This is a genomic window from Pantoea sp. 18069, assembly GCF_902706035.1.
In the GTDB taxonomy this organism is placed as follows: Bacteria; Pseudomonadota; Gammaproteobacteria; order Burkholderiales; family Burkholderiaceae_C; genus Comamonas.
In genome coordinates this window covers 1-22,319 of the sequence record NZ_CACSJA010000014.1, presented here as the reverse complement: position 1 = coordinate 22,319, position 22,319 = coordinate 1, and the positions used below count along the sequence as shown (strand labels likewise).

The following is a 22,319-nucleotide window of genomic DNA, read 5'->3' as shown; positions in this document are numbered from 1 at the left end:
GAATGGTGTGGTGCTTCACTTCTTCCAGCGCTTCTGGTCGCGTACGTCGTGCAGGCCTGGCAGATCCGGGCGAAAGCCGTCAGGGAAGAGCCGGTGCTTCTGCACTTTTTGCGTACCGGTGATAGGCAGTTCATCAACGAAATAGATCCATCCCGGCGGCTTGTAGTAGGCCAGGCGCTGCTCCGCAAACGCGTGCAAGGACAACGCAAGCGTTCGATCGCGGGCGACTTCGTCCGCCGCAATGACGCAAGCCAGCACCTCCTCGTCGCGCAGCGCGTCAGGCACGGCCGCGACTGCCACTTGCTTGACCAGCGGGCTGGCGGCCAGCACGGCCTCGACTTCCGCACTGGAAATGTTCTCTCCGCTGCGCCGCACGATGTTTTTCTTGCGGTCGACGAAAGTGAACATGCCGTCGGCTGCGCGCGTGCACAGGTCGCCGCTGTGAAACCAGCCGCCGGCCCATGCGGCTTCGGTGGCGGCCGGGTCATCGAGGTAGCCGCTGAAGAAACCGTAGCGTGGCGCCTGGGCGCTGTGGCGCACCACCAGTTCTCCGGTCGTTCCGTGCGGGACTTCCTGGCCGGAGTCGTCAACGATTCGTGCCTCCAGACCCGGCAGCGGCCGTCCGCAGGCCCGGGTGTGGATCTGCCGAGGTTCCTGATCGACGCACATGAATCGCCCGCTTTCCGTCATGCCCCAGACTTCGATCAGCGGAATGGCGAAACGCTGCTCGAACCTTTCATGGAGCACCGGGTCCACGCCCGCGCCGAAGGCGACTTTCACGCCCGAGTGGCGATCACGGGGCGCGGCTGGCTGGCCCAGCAAGGCCGGAATCATGATTCCCAGATACTTGAAGCGCGTGGCCCGGGTATCGGCAACATCGTCCCACCAGTGCGTGGCGCTGAAGCGTCCCGGCATCACATAGCACGAGCCGGTCATGATGGCTGCCCCCAACGAGTTGATGGCATTCATGTGATACAGCGGCAGGGGGTTCATCTGCCGCTCGGCGCCCGCCGCAAAGGCCAGATGCGGGGGAAGCTGCAGGTTGTAGCCCGCCGCTTCCTGCAGGTACACGTTGGTGAGCACACAGCCCTTGGGTTGGCCCGTGGTGCCTGAGGTGTAGAGGATGGCGGCCTCGCGCTCCATCGGCTTGGAGATGGGTGCGCTGCGACCGTGTTCACGCCACAGTGCGCGCAAACCTTGAGGACCATTGGTGCTTAGAGGGATATTCCTACCCGTGGCTTCGATGGCGCGGCGCAAGAGCGGCGCGAGCGCCGCCAGTCCGAGCACCGCGCTGCACCCCGAATGGCCGAGCTGGTACGACATCTCGGGTACGGTCAGGTCGGTATTCAGCGGCACGATGCAGGCGCCCAGCGCGTTCAACGCCAGGTAGTGGAAGACGAACTCGGGCCGCGATTCGAAGGCCAAAGCGATTCGGTCTCCCTCGCCAATGCCCTGTGCTGCATAGTCGTTGCGCAAGGCATCGACGCGCTCGAGGGCCTCGCCGTACAGAATTTCATTCGGGATTTCCCAGGCCTGTGCCAGGCGGCGGGGCACGGCCAGAAAACTGCTCGTTGCAAAATTTTCGGCCGCCAGGCGGAATTGTTCGTAGAGGCTGTTCTTGAGGTCCATGGTCATTTTTCAAGCTAAGTTGTCGACGCTCGGTTGACCGGCCCGGTGTGGCCTGCAGACGAGCGAAGCACGACCGCTCCCACTTGGATTCATGGGGCATGCGGCGGTGTACGACGAGAAACCCGTCGTCGCATGAAAAGGACTTTAGGACTGGCTCGGCGACTTTTCTTCCTGAATCGATTCCGGGAAGGAATGCAGGGCCGGCGGCATCAATTGGGGAAATTGCTGCGTGCCTGGGCTTCCAGCCTGCTCTTGAGGTTCATCAGCACGCCGACGGAAGGCGTCTGGCGCCGGTAATAGATCGCGGCATCTCCCACGAGCGCGGCCAGGTCCACGTTCAGGGCGGCGAGCCCATGGGCAGACAGCGGTTGATGCTTTTGCTCGGCGAGCACCGCCACCAGGTCCGTCTTGGCCAAAAGAGGAATCAAAAGCGTGGCCGAGCTGTCTGTTTCAACGCGCACATCCAGGGCGCCGAAGCCTGCGTCGGCAAACATCCTGTCGATCTCCGCGCGCAGCGTCACTTCAGGATCTGGCAACAGCCAGCGCAACCTGGACAGTTCTTCAAGGCCCGGTGCAGTTCCTGCCAGGGGATGCCCTGAGCGGACGACCAGACGGTAGCGCTGGCGGCCGACCAGCGTTCGTGCGACCTGCGGCTGCACGTGCTGGACGCCAAAGCACACGGCCAGGTCGAGCTTTGCCTCTTCCACGAGATGGACCAGTTCGATGGATGGCTTGACGATCAAGTGGATCTGGACGGCTTGCGGGCCAGCGAGCAGATCCGCGATCACCGGCGAAACCACGCTGTTGAGCAGCGCGGGTACCACGCCAAGACGTATCGTTCCGCGCAGCGCTGCGGCCTCGCTCGCCATGTCGTGCCGAGTGACGGCAGAGAGCCGGCCCAGTTCCAGCGCACGCGCATACAGGGTGCGCCCCGCCGGGGTCAGCGCAGCCTTGCCGCTGCCTCGTTCCAGCAGTTGCAAGCCAAACTCGTCCTCCAGCTTGCGGATGACCTTGGTCACGGCCGACTGTGTCAGCCCGGAGCGCTGGCCCGCGCGCTGAAAGCTGCCGGTTTCATGAACTGCACGAAAAACTTCAAGATCTTCAAGTCGCATCGTGCGAGCATAGCCGCGCAAGACCGGGGGAGCGGGCGGCGTGTCAAACCTCGCCCTTCCGCACGGGAAGAAAAGCGTGGGCGCCATCGACGTCCTTTTTCAGTGAGGCGTCTGTCGCCTGGTTGCTGCCGGATGAGTCACTCGCGAAGGGAAGGGCGCCCAGGGCACTCGCGTGCCCGGCCCGGGTCAGACACCTCGGTCCGCGACTGCGATGGGTCGGTCCGTCAGTGCCCATGCCATCCATCGGCACCGCGGGGCCCGTTTGGATGGTGCTCCGTCCTACAGCATCCTGCGCGCCGCACGCATAGCATCCAAAGCATGCGCGCTGCAGCGGACCTGATCGTCGCCCGTCCCGAAGGACTGTATTGCCCGCCGGGCGACTTCTACATCGACCCCTGGCGGCCGGTGGAGCGGGCCGTGATCACCCATGCGCACAGCGACCATGCGCGCTGGGGCAGTGCGCATTACCTCGCCCACCACGACAGCGCGCCGATACTGCGCCGGCGCCTGGGCGAAGACATCACGCTGCAGACGCTGGCCTATGGCGAGGTCATAGACCACCACGGCGTGCAGCTGTCGCTGCACCCGGCCGGCCATGTGCTGGGCTCGGCACAGGTCAGGCTCGCGCATGGCGGCAGGGTCTGGGTCGCGTCGGGCGACTACAAGCTCGAGAATGACGGCACCTGCGCGCCGTTCGAGCCCGTGCGCTGCGACACTTTCATCACGGAATCGACGTTCGGCCTGCCGATCTATCGCTGGCCGACACAGCAAGCGCTGTTTGCCGAGATCAACGCCTGGTGGCGCAGCAACGCCGAAGCCGGGTGCGCGTCCGTGCTCTATGCCTATGCGCTGGGCAAGGCACAGCGGCTGCTCTACGGCGTGGATGCGGGCATAGGGCCCATCGTCGCGCATGGCGCCGTCGAGCCGATCAACGCGATCTACCGCGCGGCCGGCGTGGCGCTGCCGCCCACGCACTACGCAACCGATGCGGCGCTGGACAAGGCGGCGCTTGCGCGTTCGCTGGTGATCGCGCCGCCCTCGGCCGGGCGCAGCAGCTGGCTGCGGCGCTTCGGCCCCAACCCCTCGGATGCGTTTGCCAGCGGCTGGATGCTGCTGCGCGGCACGCGCCGGCGGCGCGGCGTGGACCGCGGTTTTGTCGTCTCCGACCATGCGGACTGGCCCGGCCTGCAGTCGGCGATTCTTGCGACCGGGGCCGAACGGGTGTTCGTCACGCATGGCAGCGTGGCGGTGATGGTGCGCTGGCTGGGCGAGCAGGGGCTGCAGGCCCAGGGCTTTTCCACGGAATATGGCGACCACGACGAAGCCGACGACGCCGCGCCGCGCACGGCGGATGAAGAATCGACGCCTGACTCCGCATGAAGGCCTTTGCCGATCTCTACCGCGAACTCGACGCTTCCACGTCCAGCCTCGCCAAGCAGGCCGCGCTGCAGCGCTATCTGCGCGCCGCGCCGGCGCGCGACGCGGCCTGGGCGGTGTATTTCCTCGCGGGCGGCAAGCCGCGCCAGCTCGTGCCCACGCGGCTGCTGCGCGAACAGGCGCGTCTTGCGGCCGGCCTGCCCGAATGGCTGTTTGACGAGAGCTACGAAGCCGTAGGCGATCTGGCCGAGACGATGGCGCTGCTGCTGCCCGTACCCGCTGCGGCGCTCGAACTGCCGCTGGCCGACTGGATGGAGCAGCATCTGCTGGCACTGCGCGGCCAGGCGCCCGAAGCGCTGGCGCGCATTCTTCAAGACCAGTGGCGCATGCTGGCCGCGGCGCAGCGGCTGGTTTATTTCAAGCTGATCACGGGGGCGTTTCGCGTCGGGGTTTCCAAGCTGCAGGTTACGCAGGCACTCGCGGCGGTGAGCGGTGTCGACGCCAAGGTGATCGCCCAGCGCCTGATGGGCTATACGCACATTGGTGCCCGGCCCTCGGCCGAAGATTACCAGGCCTTGATCGCCCCCGATGATGCCGCGGGCGAGGGCAACGGGCCGCGCGGCGGCCAGCCCTATCCGTTCTTTCTGGCCCACCCGTTCAATCTGCCGCTGGCGCAGTTCGACGCGGCGCTGGGCCCCGCGGACGGCTGGCTGGTCGAGTGGAAATGGGACGGCATACGCGCCCAGCTCGTGCGGCGCGCAGGCCAGGTCGCGCTCTGGACGCGTGGCGAGGAACTGGTCAGCGAGCGCTACCCCGAACTGCAGGCAATGGGCGCCGTGCTGCCCGAGGGCACGGTGCTCGACGGCGAGATCCTGGTCTGGCGCGACGGCCGGGCCCAGCCGTTTGCCCAGCTGCAGCAGCGCATAGGCCGCAAGGCGCTGAGTGCCAAGCTGCTGCGCGAATTGCCCGTGGTGCTGTGCGTCTACGATCTGCTCGAGGACCAGGGCGCCGATCTGCGCGCGCTGCCCCAGCATGCGCGGCGCGCGCGGCTGGAACACCTGGTCGCGGCCTTTGCCCATCCCCAGCTCGAACTGAGCCCGCTGCTGCGCGGCGGCGACTGGGCGGCGCTGGCAAGCCAGCGCGAGCAGGCGCGCGCGCTGGGCGTCGAGGGCATGATGCTCAAGCACCTGGACGCGCACTACGGCGTGGGCCGCACCAAGGACGTGGGTGTCTGGTGGAAATGGAAGATAGACCCGCTGTCGGTGGACGCGGTGCTGATCTATGCGCAGCGCGGCCACGGGCGCAGGGCGAGCCTCTACAGCGACTACACGTTTGCGGTCTGGAACGGACCGCAGGACGATCCCGCGCGCCAGCTCGTGCCGTTTGCCAAGGCCTATTCGGGCCTGACCGATGCGGAGATGCGCGCCGTCGATGCGCAGATCCGCAAGACCACGGTCGAGACCTTCGGCCCGGTGCGCAGCGTGACACCGACCATGGTGTTCGAGCTGGGCTTCGAAGGCATAGCCGCCAGCAAGCGCCACAAGAGCGGCATTGCCGTGCGCTTTCCGCGCATGCTGCGCCGCCGTGAAGACAAGCCGGTGGAGGAGGCCGACACGCTCGCGACCTTGCAGGCGCTGCTGCAGGGGGGCGGCTGATGGTGGCGGGCAAGCGCGCGCGCACCGACCCGGCACTGCCAGCCTGGATGGCGGCCCAAGGCTGGAAGACATTCCCTTTCCAGCGCCGCGTCTGGGCCGAGATGGCGCAGGGCCGCAGCGGCCTGCTGCACTCGAGCACGGGCAGCGGCAAGACGCTGGCGGTCTGGCTGGGCGCGCTGGGCGCCTTGCGCGCGAACATGGGGTCCAAAGGTGTCGCGCCCGATGGCGGGGGCAAGGGCGCAGGCCAGCCGCCGCCGCTGACCGTGCTGTGGATCACGCCCATGCGCGCGCTGGCCGCCGACACGCTGCGCGCCCTGCAGGAGCCCATGCTCGCGCTGAGCCCCGGCTGGAGTTCGGCGCTGCGCAGCGGCGACACCCCCTCGGCGCAGCGCGCCGCCCAGGACCGCCGCCTGCCCACGGTGCTGGTCACCACGCCCGAAAGCCTCACGCTCTTGATGTCGCGCGCCGATGCGCACGAGCTGCTGCGCCATGTGCGCCTCGCCGTGGTCGACGAATGGCATGAACTCATGGGCAACAAGCGCGGCGTGCAGACGCAGCTCGCGCTCGCGCGGCTGCGGCGCTTTGAGCCCGCGCTCATGACCTGGGGGCTGTCGGCCACGCTGGCCAACCTCGACGAAGCGCTGCGCACGCTGCTGGGCACCGCGCCCGCGCCCGAGGGCCAGCCGCCGGCCATCGTGCAGGGCGAGACCGACAAGACGCTGCTCATAGACACGCTGCTGCCGGCCGCTGCCGAGCGCTTTGCCTGGGCCGGCCACATGGGCCTGCGCATGCTGCCCCAGGTGGTGCAAGCCATAGAGGAAAGCGCGAGCTGCCTGGTGTTCACCAACATGCGCTCGCAGGCCGAGCGCTGGTACCGCGCGCTGCTTGAAGCGCGGCCCGACTGGGCGGGCGTGCTCGCGCTGCACCATGGTTCGCTCGACCGCGGCGTGCGCGAATGGGTGGAGCTGGGCCTCAAGGAAGGGCGCATCAAGGCCGCGGTCTGTACGTCAAGCCTGGACCTGGGCGTGGATTTCCTGCCGGTGGACCGCGTGCTGCAGATCGGCTCGGTCAAGGGCGTGGCGCGTCTTGTGCAGCGCGCGGGCCGCGCCGGCCATGCGCCGGGCCGGCCGTCGCGCATCACGCTGGTGCCCACGCACAGCCTGGAACTGGTCGAAGCCGCGGCCGCGCGCGAAGCCGTGCATGCGGGCCGGATCGAGGCGCGGCCCAGCCCGCGCGCGCCGCTCGATGTGCTGGTCCAGCACCTGGTGACGATCGCGCTGGGCGGGGGCTTTCGGCCCGACGAGCTGCTGGCTGAAGTCCGCAGCACCGTGGCCTATGCCGAGATCAGCGAGGCGCAGTGGCAGTGGTGCCTGGACTTCGTGCGCCAGGGCGGGCCCTCGCTCGCGGCCTATCCCGATTACCACCGCGTCGTGCCCGACGAGACCGGCCTGTGGCGCGTGCCCGATGCGCGCCTGGCGCGCCGCCACCGGGTGAACATCGGCACCATCGTCAGCGATGCCTCGATCAGCGTGCAGTACCTGGGCGGCGCGCGCCTGGGCAGCGTGGAGGAAAGCTTTGTCGCGCGGCTCAAGCCCGGCGATGCGTTCATGTTCGGCGGCCGGCTGCTCGAGCTGGTGCGCGTGGAGCAGATGACGGCGCTGGTGCGCCGCGCCGCGGCCGGGCGCGCCACGCTGCCGCGCTGGAGCGGCGGGCGCATGCCGCTGTCGAGCACGCTGGCCGACGCCGTGCTGCGCCAGCTGCAGGCCGCCGACCAAGGCCGTTTCGACAGCCCCGAGATGCAATGCGTGCAGCCGCTGCTCGAACTCCAGCGCCGCTGGTCGGGCCTGCCCACGCCACGCACGCTGATTGCCGAAACGCTCAAGTCGCGCGAGGGCTGGCATCTGTTTGTCTACCCGTTCGCGGGCCGGCAGGTGCATCTGGGGCTGGCCAGCCTGCTGGCCTGGCGCGCGGCCCAGCCCGAAACCGGCACCTTCTCGATAGCGCTCAACGACTACGGCATCGAACTGCTGAGCGCCAAAGCCATTGACTGGGCCGGGTGCCTGCCCGCGCTGCTGGCGCCGCGCCCCAGGGAGCAGCTGCTCGCCGAAGTGCTGGGCAGCCTCAACGCGACCGAGCTTGCGCGCCGGCGCTTTCGCGAGATCGCGCGCATTGCCGGGCTGATCTTCCAGAGCCACCCGGGCGAGCGCCGCAGCAACCGCCAGCTGCAGGCCTCGGCTTCGCTGTTCTTCGAGGTGTTTCAGCGCTACGACCCGCACAACCAATTGCTGGCCCAGGCCGAACAGGAACTGCTGACGCAGGAGCTGGACGTGCGCCAGCTCGCGGCCGCGCTCGAACGCATAGAAGGCCAGGCCTTGCAGCTGCATGCGCTGCGCAAGCCCACGCCGCTGGCGTTTCCATTGATGGCCGAGCGCTTTCGCGAAAAGCTCAGCAACGAGCCGCTCGCCGACCGCATCGCGCGCATGGTGGCCGAACTCGAGCGCAGCGCGGGCGGCGAAGCCGTGGGCACGGCGCATGCGAGCGCGGACCAGGTGTTCGCTGCGCGGCAATCGCGGCAAGTGCCCGAAGCGGATATAGCCGCGGCGCTGGCGCTGGAGACGCGCGGCGAGACATCGGGAACCCGCAAGCCGCGCATGCGCAAGGACGGGCGCGCGCGCCGCTCGCCTGGAGCCGCGCAATGACCGCCCCGCCGGGCGCGCTGTCCATCGTGCTCGCAGGCGAGGCGGTGGCGCTGCTGGCCGAGCGCGCGCTGTGGTGGCCGCGCGAGAAAACGCTGTTTGTGGCCGATGTGCATCTGGGCAAGGCCGCGAGCTTTCGCGCGCTGGGCCAGCCCGTGCCCTCCGGAACCACGCGCGACAACCTGGACCGGCTCAGCCACCTGATCGACGCCCTGGCCGCGCAGCGCCTGGTGGTGCTGGGCGACTGGCTGCACGCGGCCACGGCCCGGCAGGCGCAGGTGATGGATGCCGTGCGTGCCTGGCGCGCGCGGCATGCGCAGCTGGACTGCCTGCTGGTGCGCGGCAACCACGACAGCCATGCAGGCGACCCCCCGCCCGCGCTGCGCTTCGATATCGTCGACGAGCCGTTTCGCCTGGGCCCGTTCGCGGCCTGCCACCATCCGCAGACGGTGGGCCATGCCCTGGTGCTTGCCGGCCATCTGCACCCCGCGGTGCAACTGCGCGGCCGCGCCCACGACCGCGCGCACCTGCCGTGTTTTTGCGAAGCGCCGGGGTTGATGATCCTGCCCGCATTCGGCGCGTTCACGGGCAGCACGCGCGAGCTGCCGGCCGCGACCGTGCGCTGCTATGCGGTCGGGGGCGGGCAGGTGGTGGCGCTGCCGTGGTGGGGCGGCGGCCGGTGATGGGGTTTTTTAGCGGCTAAAAAACGCCAGGCATGGGCTACTCTCCAGCCGCCAGATACCGCAGCATCGTCACCGCGCCGGCGACGATGGCCGCAATGGCAATCAGGCTGCCCAGGCTCAGCAGCGAGACGGCGCTGATGCCCTGGCCCACGGTGCAGCCCAGCGCGGTCACGCCGCCCACGCCCATCAGCAGCGCGCCCAGCAGATGGCGCGCGAGGTCCTGGGTATCGGCAAAGCCCTGCCATTGGAAATCGCGCCGCCACAGCGCATGCACCAGGCTGCCGGCAACCATGCCGCAGGCCGAAGCGATGCCCCAGGTCACTACCTTGTTGCTGTCGCTGAAGAACAGCAGCCAGTCGAGCGTATGCGCGACCGGCGTGACAAAGCTCAACGCCTCGATGCGCCCGCTGTAGGTGCCTATGTACATATGCTCGAGCGTTTCGGGGTGCTCGGCGACTTCGCCCACATGGCCGCCCAGCCACCAGGCCGCGGTCACGCAAAGGCCCACGGCCGCGCCGCCCAGCAGCACCGCGGTGCTTCTTTCGGCGCCTTTGGCGGGTTTGAGCGCAATGAGGACCAGCCAGCCGCCCAGGCCCATTCCGAGCGCCAGGCGCGTCGCAAACACCGGCCAGCCGCCGGCCTGGGCCAGCAGTTCGGGCAGCAGGGCCAGGGTGTCGAACTGCAGCTGCACGCTGTCGAGCCAGCGCACGCGCGCGACGGCCGTGATGCCCTTGAGCGTGGCAAACGCGGCCAGGCCCATGACCAGCAGCACGACCAGCGCCTTGAGGCTGCCGCCGCCCAGGCGCGTGAGGTTCTTGGCGCTGCAGCCCGAGGCCAGCACCATGCCCGCGCCAAACAGCAGGCCGCCGACCAGCGCCGACAGCCACATCAGCCGGTTGCTCGCATAGAGCGTGTCGGCCACGGCCACGCCGCCCCACAGCACCAGCGCCGTGGCGCCGCACATCGCCACGCCCACGGCCAGCGCCCACTGGCGCATGCGCGTCCAGTCCTGCAGATAGACCACGTCGCTGATCGCGCCCATGGTGCAAAAGCGCGTTTCGCGCATGGCAAAGCCGAGCACGGCCGCCAGCAAGAAAATGACCGCCAGAACGGCGGCCGACAGGGAGGCAAACTCGGCAGGACTCATGCGCGCATTGGACGGTGCCTGGCGCGCCCAGCGTACTGGCATATACCCGAAGGCTTCATGCAAGGCCCCGGTTGGGCGTCACATTGACCAGCCGCGGCGCATTGGGCTTGCCCGGCTTGATCACTTTCTGCGCCTTGAGCCAGGGCTCGACGATTTCCCAGATCTGTTTATTGTCCGCGTTGCGCGCCTCTTCGGCCACGGGCGCCCAGCCCGCGACCTTGTACTTCTTGTCGGCCTCGAGCAGTTGGCCATTGAGCCGCATGTCGCTGATGCGCTGGCCGGCGCTCGCTGTCGGGTCGCACTGGTACTGCAGGCCGCCCACGCGCACCATGTCGCCGCCTTGCTGGTAGTAGGGGTCGGGGTTGAACAGGTTGTCGCCCACGTCTTCGAGCACGGTCTTGATCGTCGCGCCGCTCATCTCGGTCACGGTGGCGTAGGAATAGGTCGTCGCCGTCATGTCCATCAGCCATTCGCGCGTGATGTCCTGGCCCGCGAGCAGCGAAGTGCCCCAGCGAAAGCCCGGCGAGAACGCGATGGGCGCGTCCTGCACCGCCATCATGGCGTTGAGCAGCAACTGGTCGCCCGTGCCGTTGAAGTTGCCGCGCCGGTAGAGCGTGCCGTCGGTGCGCGCCAGCACTTCGGCCAGCTGGGTTTCATAGGGCGCACGCACGCGCGTGATCAGCGCATCCATCTCTGCGTCGGCCGGCAGGATGTTGGCGAACACCGGCAGCAGCCGGTACTTGAAGGCCGCGACCTTGCCGTCCTTGACGTCGAAGTCGAGCACGCCCAGGAACTTGCCGTTCGAGCCCGCGTTGGTGACTATGGTCTTGCCGCCCGCGTTGCCCACTATCGTCGGCACGGGCATGCCGTCGTGCGTGTGGCCGCCGAGAATCGCGTCGATGCCGCGCACCCGGCCCGCCATCTTGATGTCCACGTCCATGCCGTTGTGCGACAGCACGACCACCACCTTGGCGCCCTTGGCGCGCGCCGCGTCGACCATTTTCTGCAGGTTGTCTTCCTGGATGCCGAAGCTCCAGTCGGCGACCAGGTAGCGCGGGTTGGCGATAGGCGTGTAGGGAAACGCCTGGCCGATGACGGCCACGGGCACGCGGTTGATCTCGCGGATCACATAGGGCTTGAACACCGGGTCGCCGAAGTCGGCGGTCTTGACGTTCTGGGCGACGAAATCGAGCTTGCTGCCGAAGTCCTTTTCTATGATTTCCTGCACGCGCTCCATGCCATAGGTGAACTCCCAGTGGCCGGTCATCACGTCCACGCCCAGCAGCTTGCAGGCCTCGACCATGTCCTGCGCCTGGGTCCAGAGCGACGTCGCCGAGCCCTGCCAGGTGTCGCCGCCGTCGAGCAGCAAGGCGCCCGGGCGTGTGGCGCGCATGCGCTTGACCAGCGTCGCCAGATGCGCAAAGCCGCCCACCTTGCCGTAGCGCTGGGCAGCCGCGTCGAAGTCCAGATAGCTGAACGCATGGGCGCTGGCCGTGCCCGGCGCAATGCCCATGGCCTTGAGCAGATGCTCGCCCACCAGGTGCGGCGCCTGGTTCTTCATCGTGCCCAGGCCCAGGTTGACGCTGGGCTCGCGGAAATGAATCGGTTTGAGCTGGGCGTGGCAGTCGGTCATGTGCAGCAGCGACACGTTGCCGAATGCGGGCACATCGTAGAGCGCCTTGTCGGCCAGCGCCGTGTCGGCGTGGGCATAGCGCTGCAAGCCCATGCCCGAGACGCTGGCCGCGGCCAGCACTTGCAGGAATTCGCGTTTGGAAAGGCTCATGGTTCACTCGGAAAGCGGCCGGCGCCGGCGTCAGCGCCGGCCGCAATGCATTGCAAGGGAGGGAATCAGCGATTGACCGGGGACTTGGGGTCCACGAGCAAGCCCACGAGATCGCGCACCTGCGCTTCGCCCAGGATGCCTGCATGGCCGAAACGCGGCATGCCCGAGCAGGCGTTGTAGGCCTTGGCGTTCCAGATCTTGCCCCAGGTGTATTCGACGATGGCGCGCGCCTCAAGGCTGTTCGGGTCGGTGATGCCGCGCAGCTTGCCGTAGTTGTAGAGGCTGGGGCCCAGCGTGCCGAACGAGATTTCCTCGCGGCTGATCTGGTGGCAGTTGTAGCAATTGCCGCCATTGGCGCTGCCGGGCTTGTCGGTCCAGGTCATGCCGCGGCCGTTCTGCGCGATCTTCTCGCCTTCCTTCCAGTCGCCGACGAACTTGCCGTCGGCCGGCCATTGCAGGGCCTTGAGATTGGCGGCTTCGATGGACTGGGCCTTGGTGTCGCTCAAAGGCACGCCCGACACGTCGGCCGCGCTGCAGGCGGCGTTGGATTCGTCCTGCTGCAGCCGGTCGACCTTGGCAATGCCCTGGTCGCGAAACGAGGCCTGCACCATTTGCTGGGTCAGCGTGTCCAGCGTGTCTGCGGTGTCCAGCGAGGCGCAGCCCAGCACGACCAGGGACGCGCCCACCGCGGCCACCGTGTACAGCGTGGAGAGGGGTTTCTTGTTCAACATTGCGGGCTCTCCTTAGCGCTTGATGGCGGGCGCAGTCGACATGCCGCCCTTGCCGTTGACGCCCATGAACACGCCCAGCGCCACCGTCACGTCGCTGGCATAGCCGGGGTAGGGGAAGCGCTGCTGGCGAAAGCAGTCGTTGAGGCGCCGCTGCATGCTCCACAGATCGCCCGACGACACGCGGTAGGCGGGCCAGGAGCCGAAGCCTTCGGCCGCGCCCTTGGTTTGCGTGAGATTGGGCAGGTCCTGCAGGCGTATGCGCTTGTCGTCCGCGCCATGGCAGGAGGCGCAGGAAAAGTCATGCGGGCCGCCGCGCAGGTAGAACATGCGCTTGCCGACTTCGTACATCTGCTTTTCCTTCGCATGGCTTTGCGGCAGGGCCAGCTTCATGCCCTTGGACTGCGACGCCACCCAGGCCACCAGGCCTTCCATGTTCTTTTGCTCGTCCTTGCCAAACGGCGTGGCGGCGATCTTGGCGGCGTCCAGGCCCTGCTGCACCTGCATGCAGGTCAGCAGGCGCGACTCGAGGTCCTGCACCTTGTTGGTATCGGCGAAGTAGCGCGGCAGTTCGACAAACGCGCCCTTGACCACGCCCGGGCCCTGGCCCAGGTCGCAGCGCTCGAGCGAGGCGTTCTTCGGCCCGCGCTTTTGCTTCCACAGCTCCTCGCCCTTCATCTCGAACAGCTCCGCGGGATTGCCGTCCTGCAGCATCTCACGGTACTCGGCAATGCCGTCGGCCGTGCTTTTCTGCGCCAGCGCGGGGGCGCACAAGGCCATCAGCAGGGCCGCCGCCAGTGGGGCGGCAGGGTTCATTTGTCTCATGGTGCGTCCTCTCTTTTTGTTCTCGGGCAAGGAGGCGGCGCAAAGGCTGTGCCTGCGCGCCGGCGGCGTCGGCCGCTGTCAGCTGACCGTGGCTTCGTCGGTGCGGGTCTCGCCGCGGTTGTCCTTCCAGCTCACGGACAGCTTGTCGCCGGCCTTCGCGCCCTTGACGACGAATTGCAGGAAAGGGTTCTTGGAGACCGCGGGGCCCCAGTCGGCCAAGAAGATGGGCTTGCCGTTGAGGCTGGCCGTGACTTCCTGGATGAACCAGGCCGGTATGACCTTGCCTTCCGCGTCCTTGCGCAGGCCTGTCTCCATTTCATGTGCCATCAGCACGCGTACCGTGGTCTTGTCTGCGGCGGCCTGGGCCCGGATGCGCATTGGATCTGCCATGTCTTTCTCCTTGTTCTGAGGTATCAACCGCCGCAACCGCCCAGTGTCACCTTGACTTCCTTCTTCGCGAAGAAGGCCTTGCCGTCGTTGGTGATGGCCACTGCATAGACATCCGAGGACTGGCCCAGCTTGGCGCGCGTGAGGAAGTTGGGCTCGAGCGCTTCGTTGACGGTGAACGCCGCAATCATGGTGTTGGGGTTCTTCTCCACCAGGATCAGCAACTGCTTGACGTTGGGCAGCGTGGTCGCGGCACCGATGGGCACGACGGCGCCGTTCTCGGCGATGTCGGGCGCGGTGAGCGTCACGTCCTTGCTTTCGGCCGGCGCCGACGCGCCCATGGCCTTGAGCACATCGGCCATGGTCTTGGCCTCGAAGGCCGCCTGGTTGTAGGCTGCATGCGCGGCCTGCGGCAGCATGCCCGCGGCCACGAGCAGGCCCAGCACGGCTGCGCTGTTCTTGAGTGCGTCTCTGCGTTTCATCTTCTGTCTCCTTGTGATGGATGGATGCCCTGCGACTGGCGCGGGTCCTTCATGGCTTCCTGGTCCCCGCGAGCCATTCGGCAATGATTCTGGCGTCGTCGTCGCTGAGCTGGGGCTGCGGCGGCATGGGGATGGATCCCCATACCCCCGAGCTGCCGGACTTGATCCTGGCTATCAGGTAGTCGGTCTGGCCGCCGAACTTGCTGGCGATGTCCTTGAACGCCGGGCCGACGATCTTTTGCTCCACGCCGTGGCAGGCGATGCAGGCGTTCTTCTCGAGCAGCGCCGTCGGCACCACGCTGGCCGCGGGCGCGGGCTGGGCCTTCCTGCTTGCGCCGCCATCGGTCTCCATGCCGTGCTGTGCACCGACAAGGCGGTTTTGCTGCGCCAGATTGCCGTGGTTGTTGCTTGCATGGTCGGGCAGGGCCGAGCGCACCTGGGGGGGCGGTGCGCAGTCGCGCATGCAGGCCTTGGCCTGTACATCGGGCTTGGCGTGGGCCTGGAATTCCTTGCCCGGCCACAGCGCATGCGCTGTGCTCATGCCATTGCGGTTGGGCAGCCTGGCCTGCACCTGGGCCATGTTCCTGTCGCTGAGCGTGAAGTCCTCGGGCACGATTTCGCCGAGGTTGAGCAGATAGGCCGTGACCGCATAGACCTCTTCGGTCGACAAGGTCTTGGGCGCATTCCAGGGCATGGCACGGTTGATGTAGTCCCAGAGCGTGGACAGTGTCGCGGTCTTCATCAGCGTGGTGCGGCCCGGAAAGCCCGGGTCCTTGAGGCGCGCCGCATGGCCGGTCCTGATGTCGTCGGCGGTGGTGCCGCCGACCAGCGGGCTGAAGACTTCATTGGCCTCGCCAAACACGCCGTGGCAGGACGCGCACTTGGCTTCCCAGACCTGCATGCCCTGGCGCACGCTGCCCGAGCCTTCGGGCAGGCCCTTGAAGTCGGGGCGCACATCGATGTCCCAGGCCTTGACTTCCCTGGGCGTGGCGTCGCGGCCAATGCCGGGAAAGCTGTTCGTACCTTGGGCGGCCGTGCCCAAGGCCAGTATGGCCAGCACGCCGGCAATGGCCAGGCGGAAACTACGCGAGCTGGACATTGGCCACCTCCCCATTGGCGTGCACTGCCCACGACTGGATCGCATTGTTGTGATAGATCGAGCGGCTGCCGCGCACGGCGCGCAGCTGCTGGTAGGTGGGCTGCACATAGCCGGTCTCGTCCATGGCGCGGCTCTGGATGATGCATTCCTCGCCATTCCAGACCCAGTCGAGGTTGAAGCGGGTCAGGCACTTGTCCATCACCGTGCCTTCGAGCCGCGCAGTGCGCCAGTTGCGCCCGCCATCGACGCTGACGTCGACGCGCCGGATCTTTGCGCGCCCCGACCAGGCCAGGCCCGTGATGTTGTAGAAGCCCTTGTCCAGCAGCATCTGCCCGCCCGAAGGCGTGGTCACGACGCTCTTGCATTCCTGGATGCTGCTGTACTGGCGGTGCTGGCCATCGGGCATCAGGTCGACGTAGTGGATGGCTTCGTCCTTGGTCGCGTAGGGCATGTCGCCGACTTCGATGCGGCGCAGGTACTTGACCCAGCTCACGCCCTGCACGCCGGGCACGACCAGGCGCAGCGGATAGCCTTGCTCGGGCCGCAGCATTTCGCCGTTCTGCCCATAGGCCACGAGTACTTCGCCCGAGGTGATCAGTTCCATGGGAATGGTGCGTGTCATCGACGAGCCGTCCGCGCCTTCGGCCAGAACGAACTTGCCTTTCTTGAGGTCGGCGCCCGCCATCTCCAGCAGGCGGATCAGCGGCACGCCCGTGAATTCGCTGCACGACAGCATGCCGTGCGTGTACTGCACCGTGGGCACGGCCACATTGCCCCATTCCATGCCGGTGTTGGCGCCGCATTCGATGAAGTGAAAGCGCGAGACCGAAGGCAGGCGCATGATTTCATCCATGGTGAAGACCTTGGCGTTCAACACCAGGCCATTGACCATCAGGCGGTGCTTGGACGGATCGATGTCCCACCAGCCCTGGTGGTGGCGCTCGAAATGCAGGCCGCTGGGTGTGACGATGCCAAACAGTGACTGCAGCGGCGCGAACGACACCGAGGCCTGCTTGGTCTGCGTGAGCCCCGGGCTCTGGCGGCGCTGCACATTGGCTTCATATTGGGACGGCTTGCCATAGCCATCGGTGACCACGGCCTGGCCCAGCCCCTTGCTGTGCGCGGGCAACTCGAGGATATTCGGGTCGCCATCGCCGATGGCTGTTGCCCGCGCCGAGGTGGCGACAGCTGCCGTCGCTCCCGCGGCGGCCGCAAACGCACTGCGTATGAAGTCGCGCCGCCCGGCCTTGGCCTGGGCAAACACCGTGCCCACGTCCTGCGCCGGCACGAAATTCTCAGGCGCCTTGCGCACCCGGCCCGTCAGGTGATCGCGCATACGCTCCCCTTCCACGTGCAGACTTCGCCCAAGCGCCCACCGCGGCCCGCCATTTTTACTGCGCTCCCGCAAGAATCCAGGCGGCCAGCGTGCCGGCATCGGCTTGGCTGAGCGCGGCCTGCGCCGGCATGGGAATCGGGCCCCATTTGCCCGCGCCACCTGCCTTGATGCTCTTGGCGAGTTGCGCCTGCGCATCGGCCTGGCCCGTGTATTTCCTGGCGATATCGCCGAACGCGGGACCGACGAGCTTCTTGTCGATGGCGTGGCAGGCCATGCAGGCGTTCTTCTGCGCCAGCGCCTGATTTGCCGACGCCATGCCGGGCGCACCCATCGCGGCCACCAGCGCCACACCCCCGAGCCAGGATTTCCAATGCTTCACCGCAGTCTCCTTATATTTGTATATAAGCATGTTGTTATGCATGAGTGTCCGGCAGGCGCAGGGGTTTGAGATTGGGCAATTACCCTCGTTGTTCTTGTTTGGAATAGCGCTTTTGCATTGCGCTCTGAAACGCCCTTCTATTCTTCGACAGGATGTCCTGCGCCAGGCTGAGGGCGAGCGCCCCCGTTCGTGGTGAGCCCGTCGAACCATGAACGGCCTGCCTTAGGAAAAGACCTCTTCGACTCTTCGACTCTTCGATACTTCGATACTTCGATACTTCGATACTTCGATACTTCGATACTTCGATACTTCGATCCTTCGCAGGCTCGGGACTCAGGGTGAATGAATCACCCTCAGCGCCCCCGCACAACCGCCCGTGCCTGTGCCAGCCGGTCGTCGAGATAGGCACCATAGAAATCCGGAATGGAGCTGCCCGCCAGCCGCTCGGCCACTTCGCGCTGGCCAGTGCCATGGAACAGCACCGTGGGCGCGACTTCTATGCCCAGCTGCCGCACCAGCGCGCCATGCGTGGTCTGCGCGCCGGACATATCGCGCAGTGGCGCGCGCGACAGGAAATGGATTTGCGTGACCAGCGCGCCCGCGCGCTGCAAGGGCAGCAGGTGGTGCTCCCGGACCACGCGGCAAAACGGGCAGCCGTGCAGCGTGGCCATCACCACCAGCGGCTCCTGGCGCGCCAGGGCCGTGGCCAGGTCCTGTTGCAGGTCGCTGCTGCTGGGCAGCAGGCGCTCCGATGCATCGTGCGCCGCCAGGGTGGGGGAGAGCGCGGGCGGCAAGGCCAACGCCGCCGCCATGCGCAGCAGCCAGCGCCTGCGTGCGGCCAGCAGATCGCTCATGGCTTTTCCTGCTCCATCAGCAAGAAGGTGTTGTAGGCATTCATGCGATTGGCCTCCTTGAACAGCGGGTAGTGCGCGAAGCGCGACCAGTCGGTCGAAGCGTAGGCCTCGTCGAAAGGATCGAGATTGGCCGCCGCCTTGCCCATGGCTTCGCGCAGATAGGCCAGATAGTCGCGCGTGAGCTGCATGTCGGCCTTGGGGTGGGTGGAAGCGGGGCCATGCCCGGGCACCATGACCTTGACCGGCAGCTGCAGCAGGCTGTCGAGCGCCGCGATCCAGTGGCGGCTGTCGGCCTGGCCCACATAGGGAATGCGGTTGCGAAACACCACGTCGCCGATGAACAGCACGCCGCTGCGGGGCAGGAACACTGCCGTGTCTTCGGGCGCATGGGCCGGTCCCATGTGCTGCAGCACGAAGTCCGTGCCGCCTATGCGCAGCGTCTGCGTCGCGGCGCGGATCCATTGGCTCGCGGGCACCATGCGCGTGTTCCCGTCTATCCAGGGCGCGAGGTCCTGGCGCGAAGCCTCCAGGCGCAGCCGCGCGGTTTCCGACTGGATATATTCCCGGGCCAGCGCGTTGGCGACGATCTTCGCGCCCAGGGCCTCGAACACCTGCAGGCCGTAGATATGGTCGGCGTGGTAGTGCGTGATGATCACATGGCTGATGGGCTTGGCCGTGACGGCCCTGATCTGCTCGACCAGCTCCTGCCCGAGCGCGGGCGAGCCCAGCGCATCGATCACCACCACGCTGTCGTCGGTGACCACAAAGCCCGCGTTGGAGATGAAATTGCGGTTGGCCGGCGAGCCTAGCGCCGACGCGCCCTGCACGTAATAGGCGTTGCGGGCCACCGGCTGCAGCTGCATGCGCACAGGGGCCGCTGCCGTGGCCTGGGCCGGTGCATCATGGGCCAGCGCAGGCTGCGCGCCCACCATCGTCAACAGCGCGAGGCTGGCTGCGGCCAGCGTATTTCTTGCCATGGTCTTGTCTCCACTGAGCGGGTCCTGCGCCTGCCTGCAGCGCCAGGCAATAGCACTTGCCCTATTTTTCTATGGTCGTGCGCAGCTAATATAAGCCAGTAGTGATGTTTGAAAGATGCCATCTTTCCCTGATGGCCCCCGCACTCCAGGAGACTCCCATGAAAAACGCCCTCATTGCCATTGCCTTCGCGCTCGGCACCGCAGTCGCCGCGGCGCAGGACATCGTCAAGGTGGTCTATCACGTCAACACCGGCGTGGAGACCGCGGCGACGATTCTCAACAACATCAACAATGGACTCAACGCCTCGCCCACCGACAAGATCGTGGTCGTGACCCATGGGCCGGGCATTGATTTCCTGCTCAGCGATGCCAAGGACAGCAGGGGCCGCGAGTTCAGCGGCCAGGTCAGCGCGCTGGCCGCGCGCGGCGTCGATTTCCGCGTGTGCCACAACACTTTGCAGACCCGCAACATCGATGCGGCTACGCTGCTGATGGAGGCCGAGATCGTGCCTTCGGGCGTGGCCGAAGTCGCGCGCCTGCAGGCGAAGCAAGGGTTTGTCTATCTCAAGCCCTGAGTGCTGCGCAGCACAAGGCACCGATGGCGCCTTTGCCTTTTCCCGCAGGCTTCAGTTCTGGTCGATGGCAATCTGCACGCAGATCGTGCGGCACATGTGCACCACTTTCTCGTTGGCGATGAAATAGTAGATGCTCACGCCTTCGCGCCTGCGCCCCAGGATGCCGGCCTGGTACAGCGTATTGAGATGCTGGGACATGTTGGGCTGGGTCGTCAGGATTTCGGCGCGCAGCTCCGAGACGTTCTTTTCGCCATTGCACAGCGCGCTGATGATCTTCAGCCGCATGGGCGCGGCCATGGCCTTGAAGAGCTCGGCGGCGCTTTCAAAGACCCTGTCATCTTCAATATCTGGCGATTTCATTGTGCAAGCCTACTCCTGAGCAAACGATGAACGACCTGGTGCGGTGGGTGACCCATGGCCCAGATCTCCCTTTGACAGCGAGTCCCGGCACGATTCAGCGAAGTCTATCGGAAACCGCAAAGGGCGAGCCTGGCCAGGGAGGCCGGCCTGCCGGCTTTGGCGCCGTGCGCTGTCGCTTACGATAGCCAGCGCATGCCGCGCGCCGCGCTTTTCAACGCCAAGGAACTTCCTCATGACGAAACAACCCAGGGGCATGACTGCCTGCGCCGCGCTGGTGCTGCTGCTGGCCAGCGGCGCGGCCGGTGCCGCCGAGACCCTAGACACCGCCTGCCGCAGCACCGAAGAATGCCGCGCGCAGGCCGCGAAGCTCCAGGGCAAGCCCAGGGGCGACGCCACCAGTGCCCAAGCCAGGGCGCAGGATGTCTTCTACTGGTTCGGGCGCATCAACATGGCGTCGACGGTGATGACCGTCGAAGAGGGCATCATTCCTGCGGCGCTTGCCGGGCGCATCGCGCGCGGGGTCGCGCATTCCATTGACCAGGCCGGCCAGCCCGGCGGGCACCGGCCCACCGACGTATTGCAGGTCGAGAAGCTCATCAGCGATGCCGCCGGGCCCGAAGCCACCTTGATCCATTCGGGGCGCAGCCGCCAGGACATGCACGCGACCTTGAATGCCGCGCAACTGCGCACCGAAGTGCTGGATTTCACCGCCGCGCTCAACGGCGCGCGTACGCGGCTGCTGGCGCTGGCCGCGCAGAACGTCGACACGCTGGTGCCGGCCTACACCAATGGCGTGCAGGCCATGCCCATCAGCTACGCCCACTATCTGCTGGCGTTCGCCGACGCGTTCGAGCGTGATGCGCAGCGCGTGCGCGAAGCCTATGCGCGCATCAACCGCAGCGCGCTGGGCACGGCCGTGCTCGCGAACTCGAGCTGGCCGCTCCAGCGCGAACGCCTGGCCGATCTGCTGGGGTTCGACGGCCTGGTCGTCAACGCCTACGACGCCGGCCAGGTCAGCACCTACGACATTCCGCTCGAAGCGACGGCCATCGCCAGTTCGGCGGCCATCCGCATCGGTGCCCTGATGCAGGACATCCATGTGCAATACCACCAGACGCGGCCCTGGCTGCTGCTGGCCGCGGGCAAGACCTATACCAGCAGCGCCATGCCCCAGAAGGCCAACCCGGGCATGCTGCAGAATACGCGCGCCAAGGCCACCGATGTGGTCGCCTCGGCCCAGGCCGTGACGCTGCGCGCGCACAACGTGACTCCGGGCATGACCGATTACAAGAGCGCCTGGAATGCGCAGGGCGCCAAGACCTTCGTGCTGGGCGTGCAGATGCTGGGCCAGTTCACCGATGTGCTGGACGCGCTGCGCATCGATCCCGCGCGCGCGCTCGAGGAACTTGAATCGGAATGGACCACGTCGATGGAGCTGGCCGAGACCCTGCAGCGCGAGAAAGGCATCCCTTTCCGGGTGGGCCACCACTTCGCTTCGGAGATCGTCACTTATGCGCGCGCCCACAACCTGCGCCCGCGCGATTTTCCATATGCCGAGGCGCAGCGCATCTATGCAGAGGCGGGCAAGAAGTATGCGCTCGCCGATCCCGCGCTGCCGCTCGATGAGCCCACGTTCCGCCGCACGCTCTCGGCCGAGAACATGGTGCGCACGCGCGTAGGCGTGGGCGGCCCCCAGCCGGCCGAAGTGCGCCGCATGCTGGGCAGCGCCCGCGAGGCGCTGGCGCGCGACCAGGCCTGGCTCGAGGCGCGGCACCTGGATCTGGCGCAAGCCGGCGCCCGCCTGAACCGCGCATTTCTCGACGTCGCGCGCCGTCCCTGAGGCAGGGCGGCGCCTGCGGCGCCAGCGCCATGTTAGCGGGCGGCAGCGTGCGTGACTTCCTCATGCCACGCGCCTTCGCGCCCGGCGTGCCGCAAAAGCGCAGCTTTCCTTTTCCGACCTGGGAGCGCCTGGGGCGGCAGATGCTCAAGGAATACGGCACATAGGCGCTGCGCCGCTGACCGGCAGGGGCCGACCCTGGCCCGGACCGTGCGCTTGCAGGCTTTTTTAGCGGCTAAAGGCGTGCTGCCCGACAGTCGGCGTGGGCGGCTTGATCCCGTGCGCGGCAAACCTCGCCCTTCAGGGCGGGGAAGGATAGTGCGGACGCCGTAGGCGTCCTACACGGCGCTAATGCGGCGTCTGCTGCTGTTCGATGTACTGGCGGATGACTTCGATGG

At 67.0% G+C, this 22,319-nt stretch carries 20 protein-coding genes; 6 read left to right on the top strand and 14 right to left on the bottom strand.

What is annotated here, in order from left to right; all coding sequences use genetic code 11:
- Positions 1-15: 15 nt before the first annotated feature.
- Together GVL12_RS12830 and GVL12_RS12825 are read right to left on the bottom strand one after the other, a co-directional pair.
- Positions 16-1,629 (bottom strand): AMP-binding protein, encoded by a 1,614-nt coding sequence (locus GVL12_RS12830; protein ID WP_159914541.1) that lies wholly within the window; start codon positions 1,627-1,629, stop codon positions 16-18.
- A gap of 209 nt (positions 1,630-1,838) precedes the next feature.
- Complete coding sequence (locus GVL12_RS12825; protein ID WP_159914539.1) at positions 1,839-2,741, bottom strand: LysR family transcriptional regulator; 903 nt, start codon at positions 2,739-2,741, stop codon at positions 1,839-1,841.
- Between the two features lie 318 nt (positions 2,742-3,059).
- On the opposite strand from GVL12_RS12825, the gene GVL12_RS12820 reads away from it, so the two are divergent.
- Genes GVL12_RS12820 through pdeM form a run of 4 tightly spaced genes read left to right on the top strand, consistent with a single transcriptional unit; the run spans position 3,060 to position 9,152 of the window.
- A complete protein-coding gene (locus GVL12_RS12820; RefSeq protein WP_159914537.1) occupies positions 3,060-4,121 on the top strand; it encodes a ligase-associated DNA damage response exonuclease in 1,062 nt (353 codons plus the stop codon).
- Positions 4,118-5,773 carry an ATP-dependent DNA ligase gene (locus GVL12_RS12815; RefSeq protein ID WP_159914535.1) on the top strand — a complete coding sequence of 552 codons (1,656 nt, stop codon included), beginning with the start codon at positions 4,118-4,120 and terminating at the stop codon, positions 5,771-5,773. The genes GVL12_RS12820 and GVL12_RS12815 overlap by 4 nt, the downstream gene beginning before the upstream one ends.
- A complete protein-coding gene (locus GVL12_RS12810; RefSeq protein ID WP_159914533.1) occupies positions 5,773-8,472 on the top strand; it encodes a ligase-associated DNA damage response DEXH box helicase in 2,700 nt (899 codons plus the stop codon). Before GVL12_RS12815 ends, GVL12_RS12810 begins: the two co-directional genes overlap by 1 nt.
- Entirely contained in the window at positions 8,469-9,152 is a 684-nt protein-coding gene (gene pdeM / locus GVL12_RS12805; RefSeq protein WP_159914531.1) for a ligase-associated DNA damage response endonuclease PdeM, read from the top strand. The genes GVL12_RS12810 and pdeM overlap by 4 nt, the downstream gene beginning before the upstream one ends.
- Positions 9,153-9,189: 37 nt before the next feature.
- Here pdeM and GVL12_RS12800 read toward each other — a convergent pair whose 3' ends face one another.
- From GVL12_RS12800 to GVL12_RS12750, 11 genes are all read right to left on the bottom strand, one after another.
- On the bottom strand, positions 9,190-10,341 hold the full coding sequence (locus tag GVL12_RS12800; RefSeq protein WP_200843724.1) for a YeeE/YedE family protein: 1,152 nt from the start codon (positions 10,339-10,341) through the stop codon (positions 9,190-9,192).
- A gap of 13 nt (positions 10,342-10,354) precedes the next feature.
- Positions 10,355-12,082 carry a thiosulfohydrolase SoxB gene (gene soxB, locus GVL12_RS12795; protein ID WP_159914529.1) on the bottom strand — a complete coding sequence of 576 codons (1,728 nt, stop codon included), beginning with the start codon at positions 12,080-12,082 and terminating at the stop codon, positions 10,355-10,357.
- Positions 12,083-12,147: 65 nt separating this feature from the next.
- Positions 12,148-12,813 carry a sulfur oxidation c-type cytochrome SoxX gene (soxX, locus tag GVL12_RS12790; RefSeq protein WP_159914527.1) on the bottom strand — a complete coding sequence of 222 codons (666 nt, stop codon included), beginning with the start codon at positions 12,811-12,813 and terminating at the stop codon, positions 12,148-12,150.
- A gap of 12 nt (positions 12,814-12,825) precedes the next feature.
- Positions 12,826-13,635, bottom strand: coding sequence for a sulfur oxidation c-type cytochrome SoxA (soxA, locus tag GVL12_RS12785; protein ID WP_159914525.1), 810 nt, complete (start codon positions 13,633-13,635; stop codon positions 12,826-12,828).
- Between the two features lie 78 nt (positions 13,636-13,713).
- Complete coding sequence (gene soxZ / locus GVL12_RS12780) at positions 13,714-14,025, bottom strand: thiosulfate oxidation carrier complex protein SoxZ (RefSeq protein ID WP_159914523.1); 312 nt, start codon at positions 14,023-14,025, stop codon at positions 13,714-13,716.
- 23 nt (positions 14,026-14,048) lie between these two features.
- On the bottom strand, positions 14,049-14,504 hold the full coding sequence (gene soxY, locus GVL12_RS12775) for a thiosulfate oxidation carrier protein SoxY (protein ID WP_159914521.1): 456 nt from the start codon (positions 14,502-14,504) through the stop codon (positions 14,049-14,051).
- A 49-nt stretch (positions 14,505-14,553) separates the two neighbouring features.
- Positions 14,554-15,603 (bottom strand): c-type cytochrome, encoded by a 1,050-nt coding sequence (locus tag GVL12_RS12770; protein WP_159914519.1) that lies wholly within the window; start codon positions 15,601-15,603, stop codon positions 14,554-14,556.
- Positions 15,587-16,939: a sulfite dehydrogenase gene (soxC, locus tag GVL12_RS12765; RefSeq protein ID WP_159914517.1), complete on the bottom strand. Its 1,353-nt coding sequence runs from the start codon at positions 16,937-16,939 to the stop codon at positions 15,587-15,589. Before soxC ends, GVL12_RS12770 begins: the two co-directional genes overlap by 17 nt.
- A 55-nt stretch (positions 16,940-16,994) precedes the next feature.
- Positions 16,995-17,318: a c-type cytochrome gene (locus GVL12_RS12760; protein ID WP_200843723.1), complete on the bottom strand. Its 324-nt coding sequence runs from the start codon at positions 17,316-17,318 to the stop codon at positions 16,995-16,997.
- Positions 17,319-17,671: 353 nt separating this feature from the next.
- Positions 17,672-18,172, bottom strand: coding sequence for a hypothetical protein (locus tag GVL12_RS12755; protein ID WP_159914513.1), 501 nt, complete (start codon positions 18,170-18,172; stop codon positions 17,672-17,674).
- The gene (locus GVL12_RS12750; RefSeq protein ID WP_159914511.1) at positions 18,169-19,149 is read right to left on the bottom strand and encodes an MBL fold metallo-hydrolase; all 981 of its coding nucleotides are present in this window, start codon (positions 19,147-19,149) and stop codon (positions 18,169-18,171) included. The genes GVL12_RS12755 and GVL12_RS12750 overlap by 4 nt, the downstream gene beginning before the upstream one ends.
- Before the next feature lie 158 nt (positions 19,150-19,307).
- On the opposite strand from GVL12_RS12750, the gene GVL12_RS12745 reads away from it, so the two are divergent.
- A complete protein-coding gene (locus GVL12_RS12745; protein ID WP_159914509.1) occupies positions 19,308-19,724 on the top strand; it encodes a DsrE family protein in 417 nt (138 codons plus the stop codon).
- A gap of 51 nt (positions 19,725-19,775) precedes the next feature.
- Here the strand turns inward: GVL12_RS12745 and GVL12_RS12740 are convergent, their stop codons facing one another.
- Positions 19,776-20,084, bottom strand: coding sequence for a metalloregulator ArsR/SmtB family transcription factor (locus GVL12_RS12740; protein WP_159914507.1), 309 nt, complete (start codon positions 20,082-20,084; stop codon positions 19,776-19,778).
- A 232-nt stretch (positions 20,085-20,316) separates the two neighbouring features.
- On the opposite strand from GVL12_RS12740, the gene GVL12_RS12735 reads away from it, so the two are divergent.
- A complete protein-coding gene (locus GVL12_RS12735) occupies positions 20,317-21,924 on the top strand; it encodes an argininosuccinate lyase (protein ID WP_200843722.1) in 1,608 nt (535 codons plus the stop codon).
- Positions 21,925-22,319: the final 395 nt, after the last annotated feature.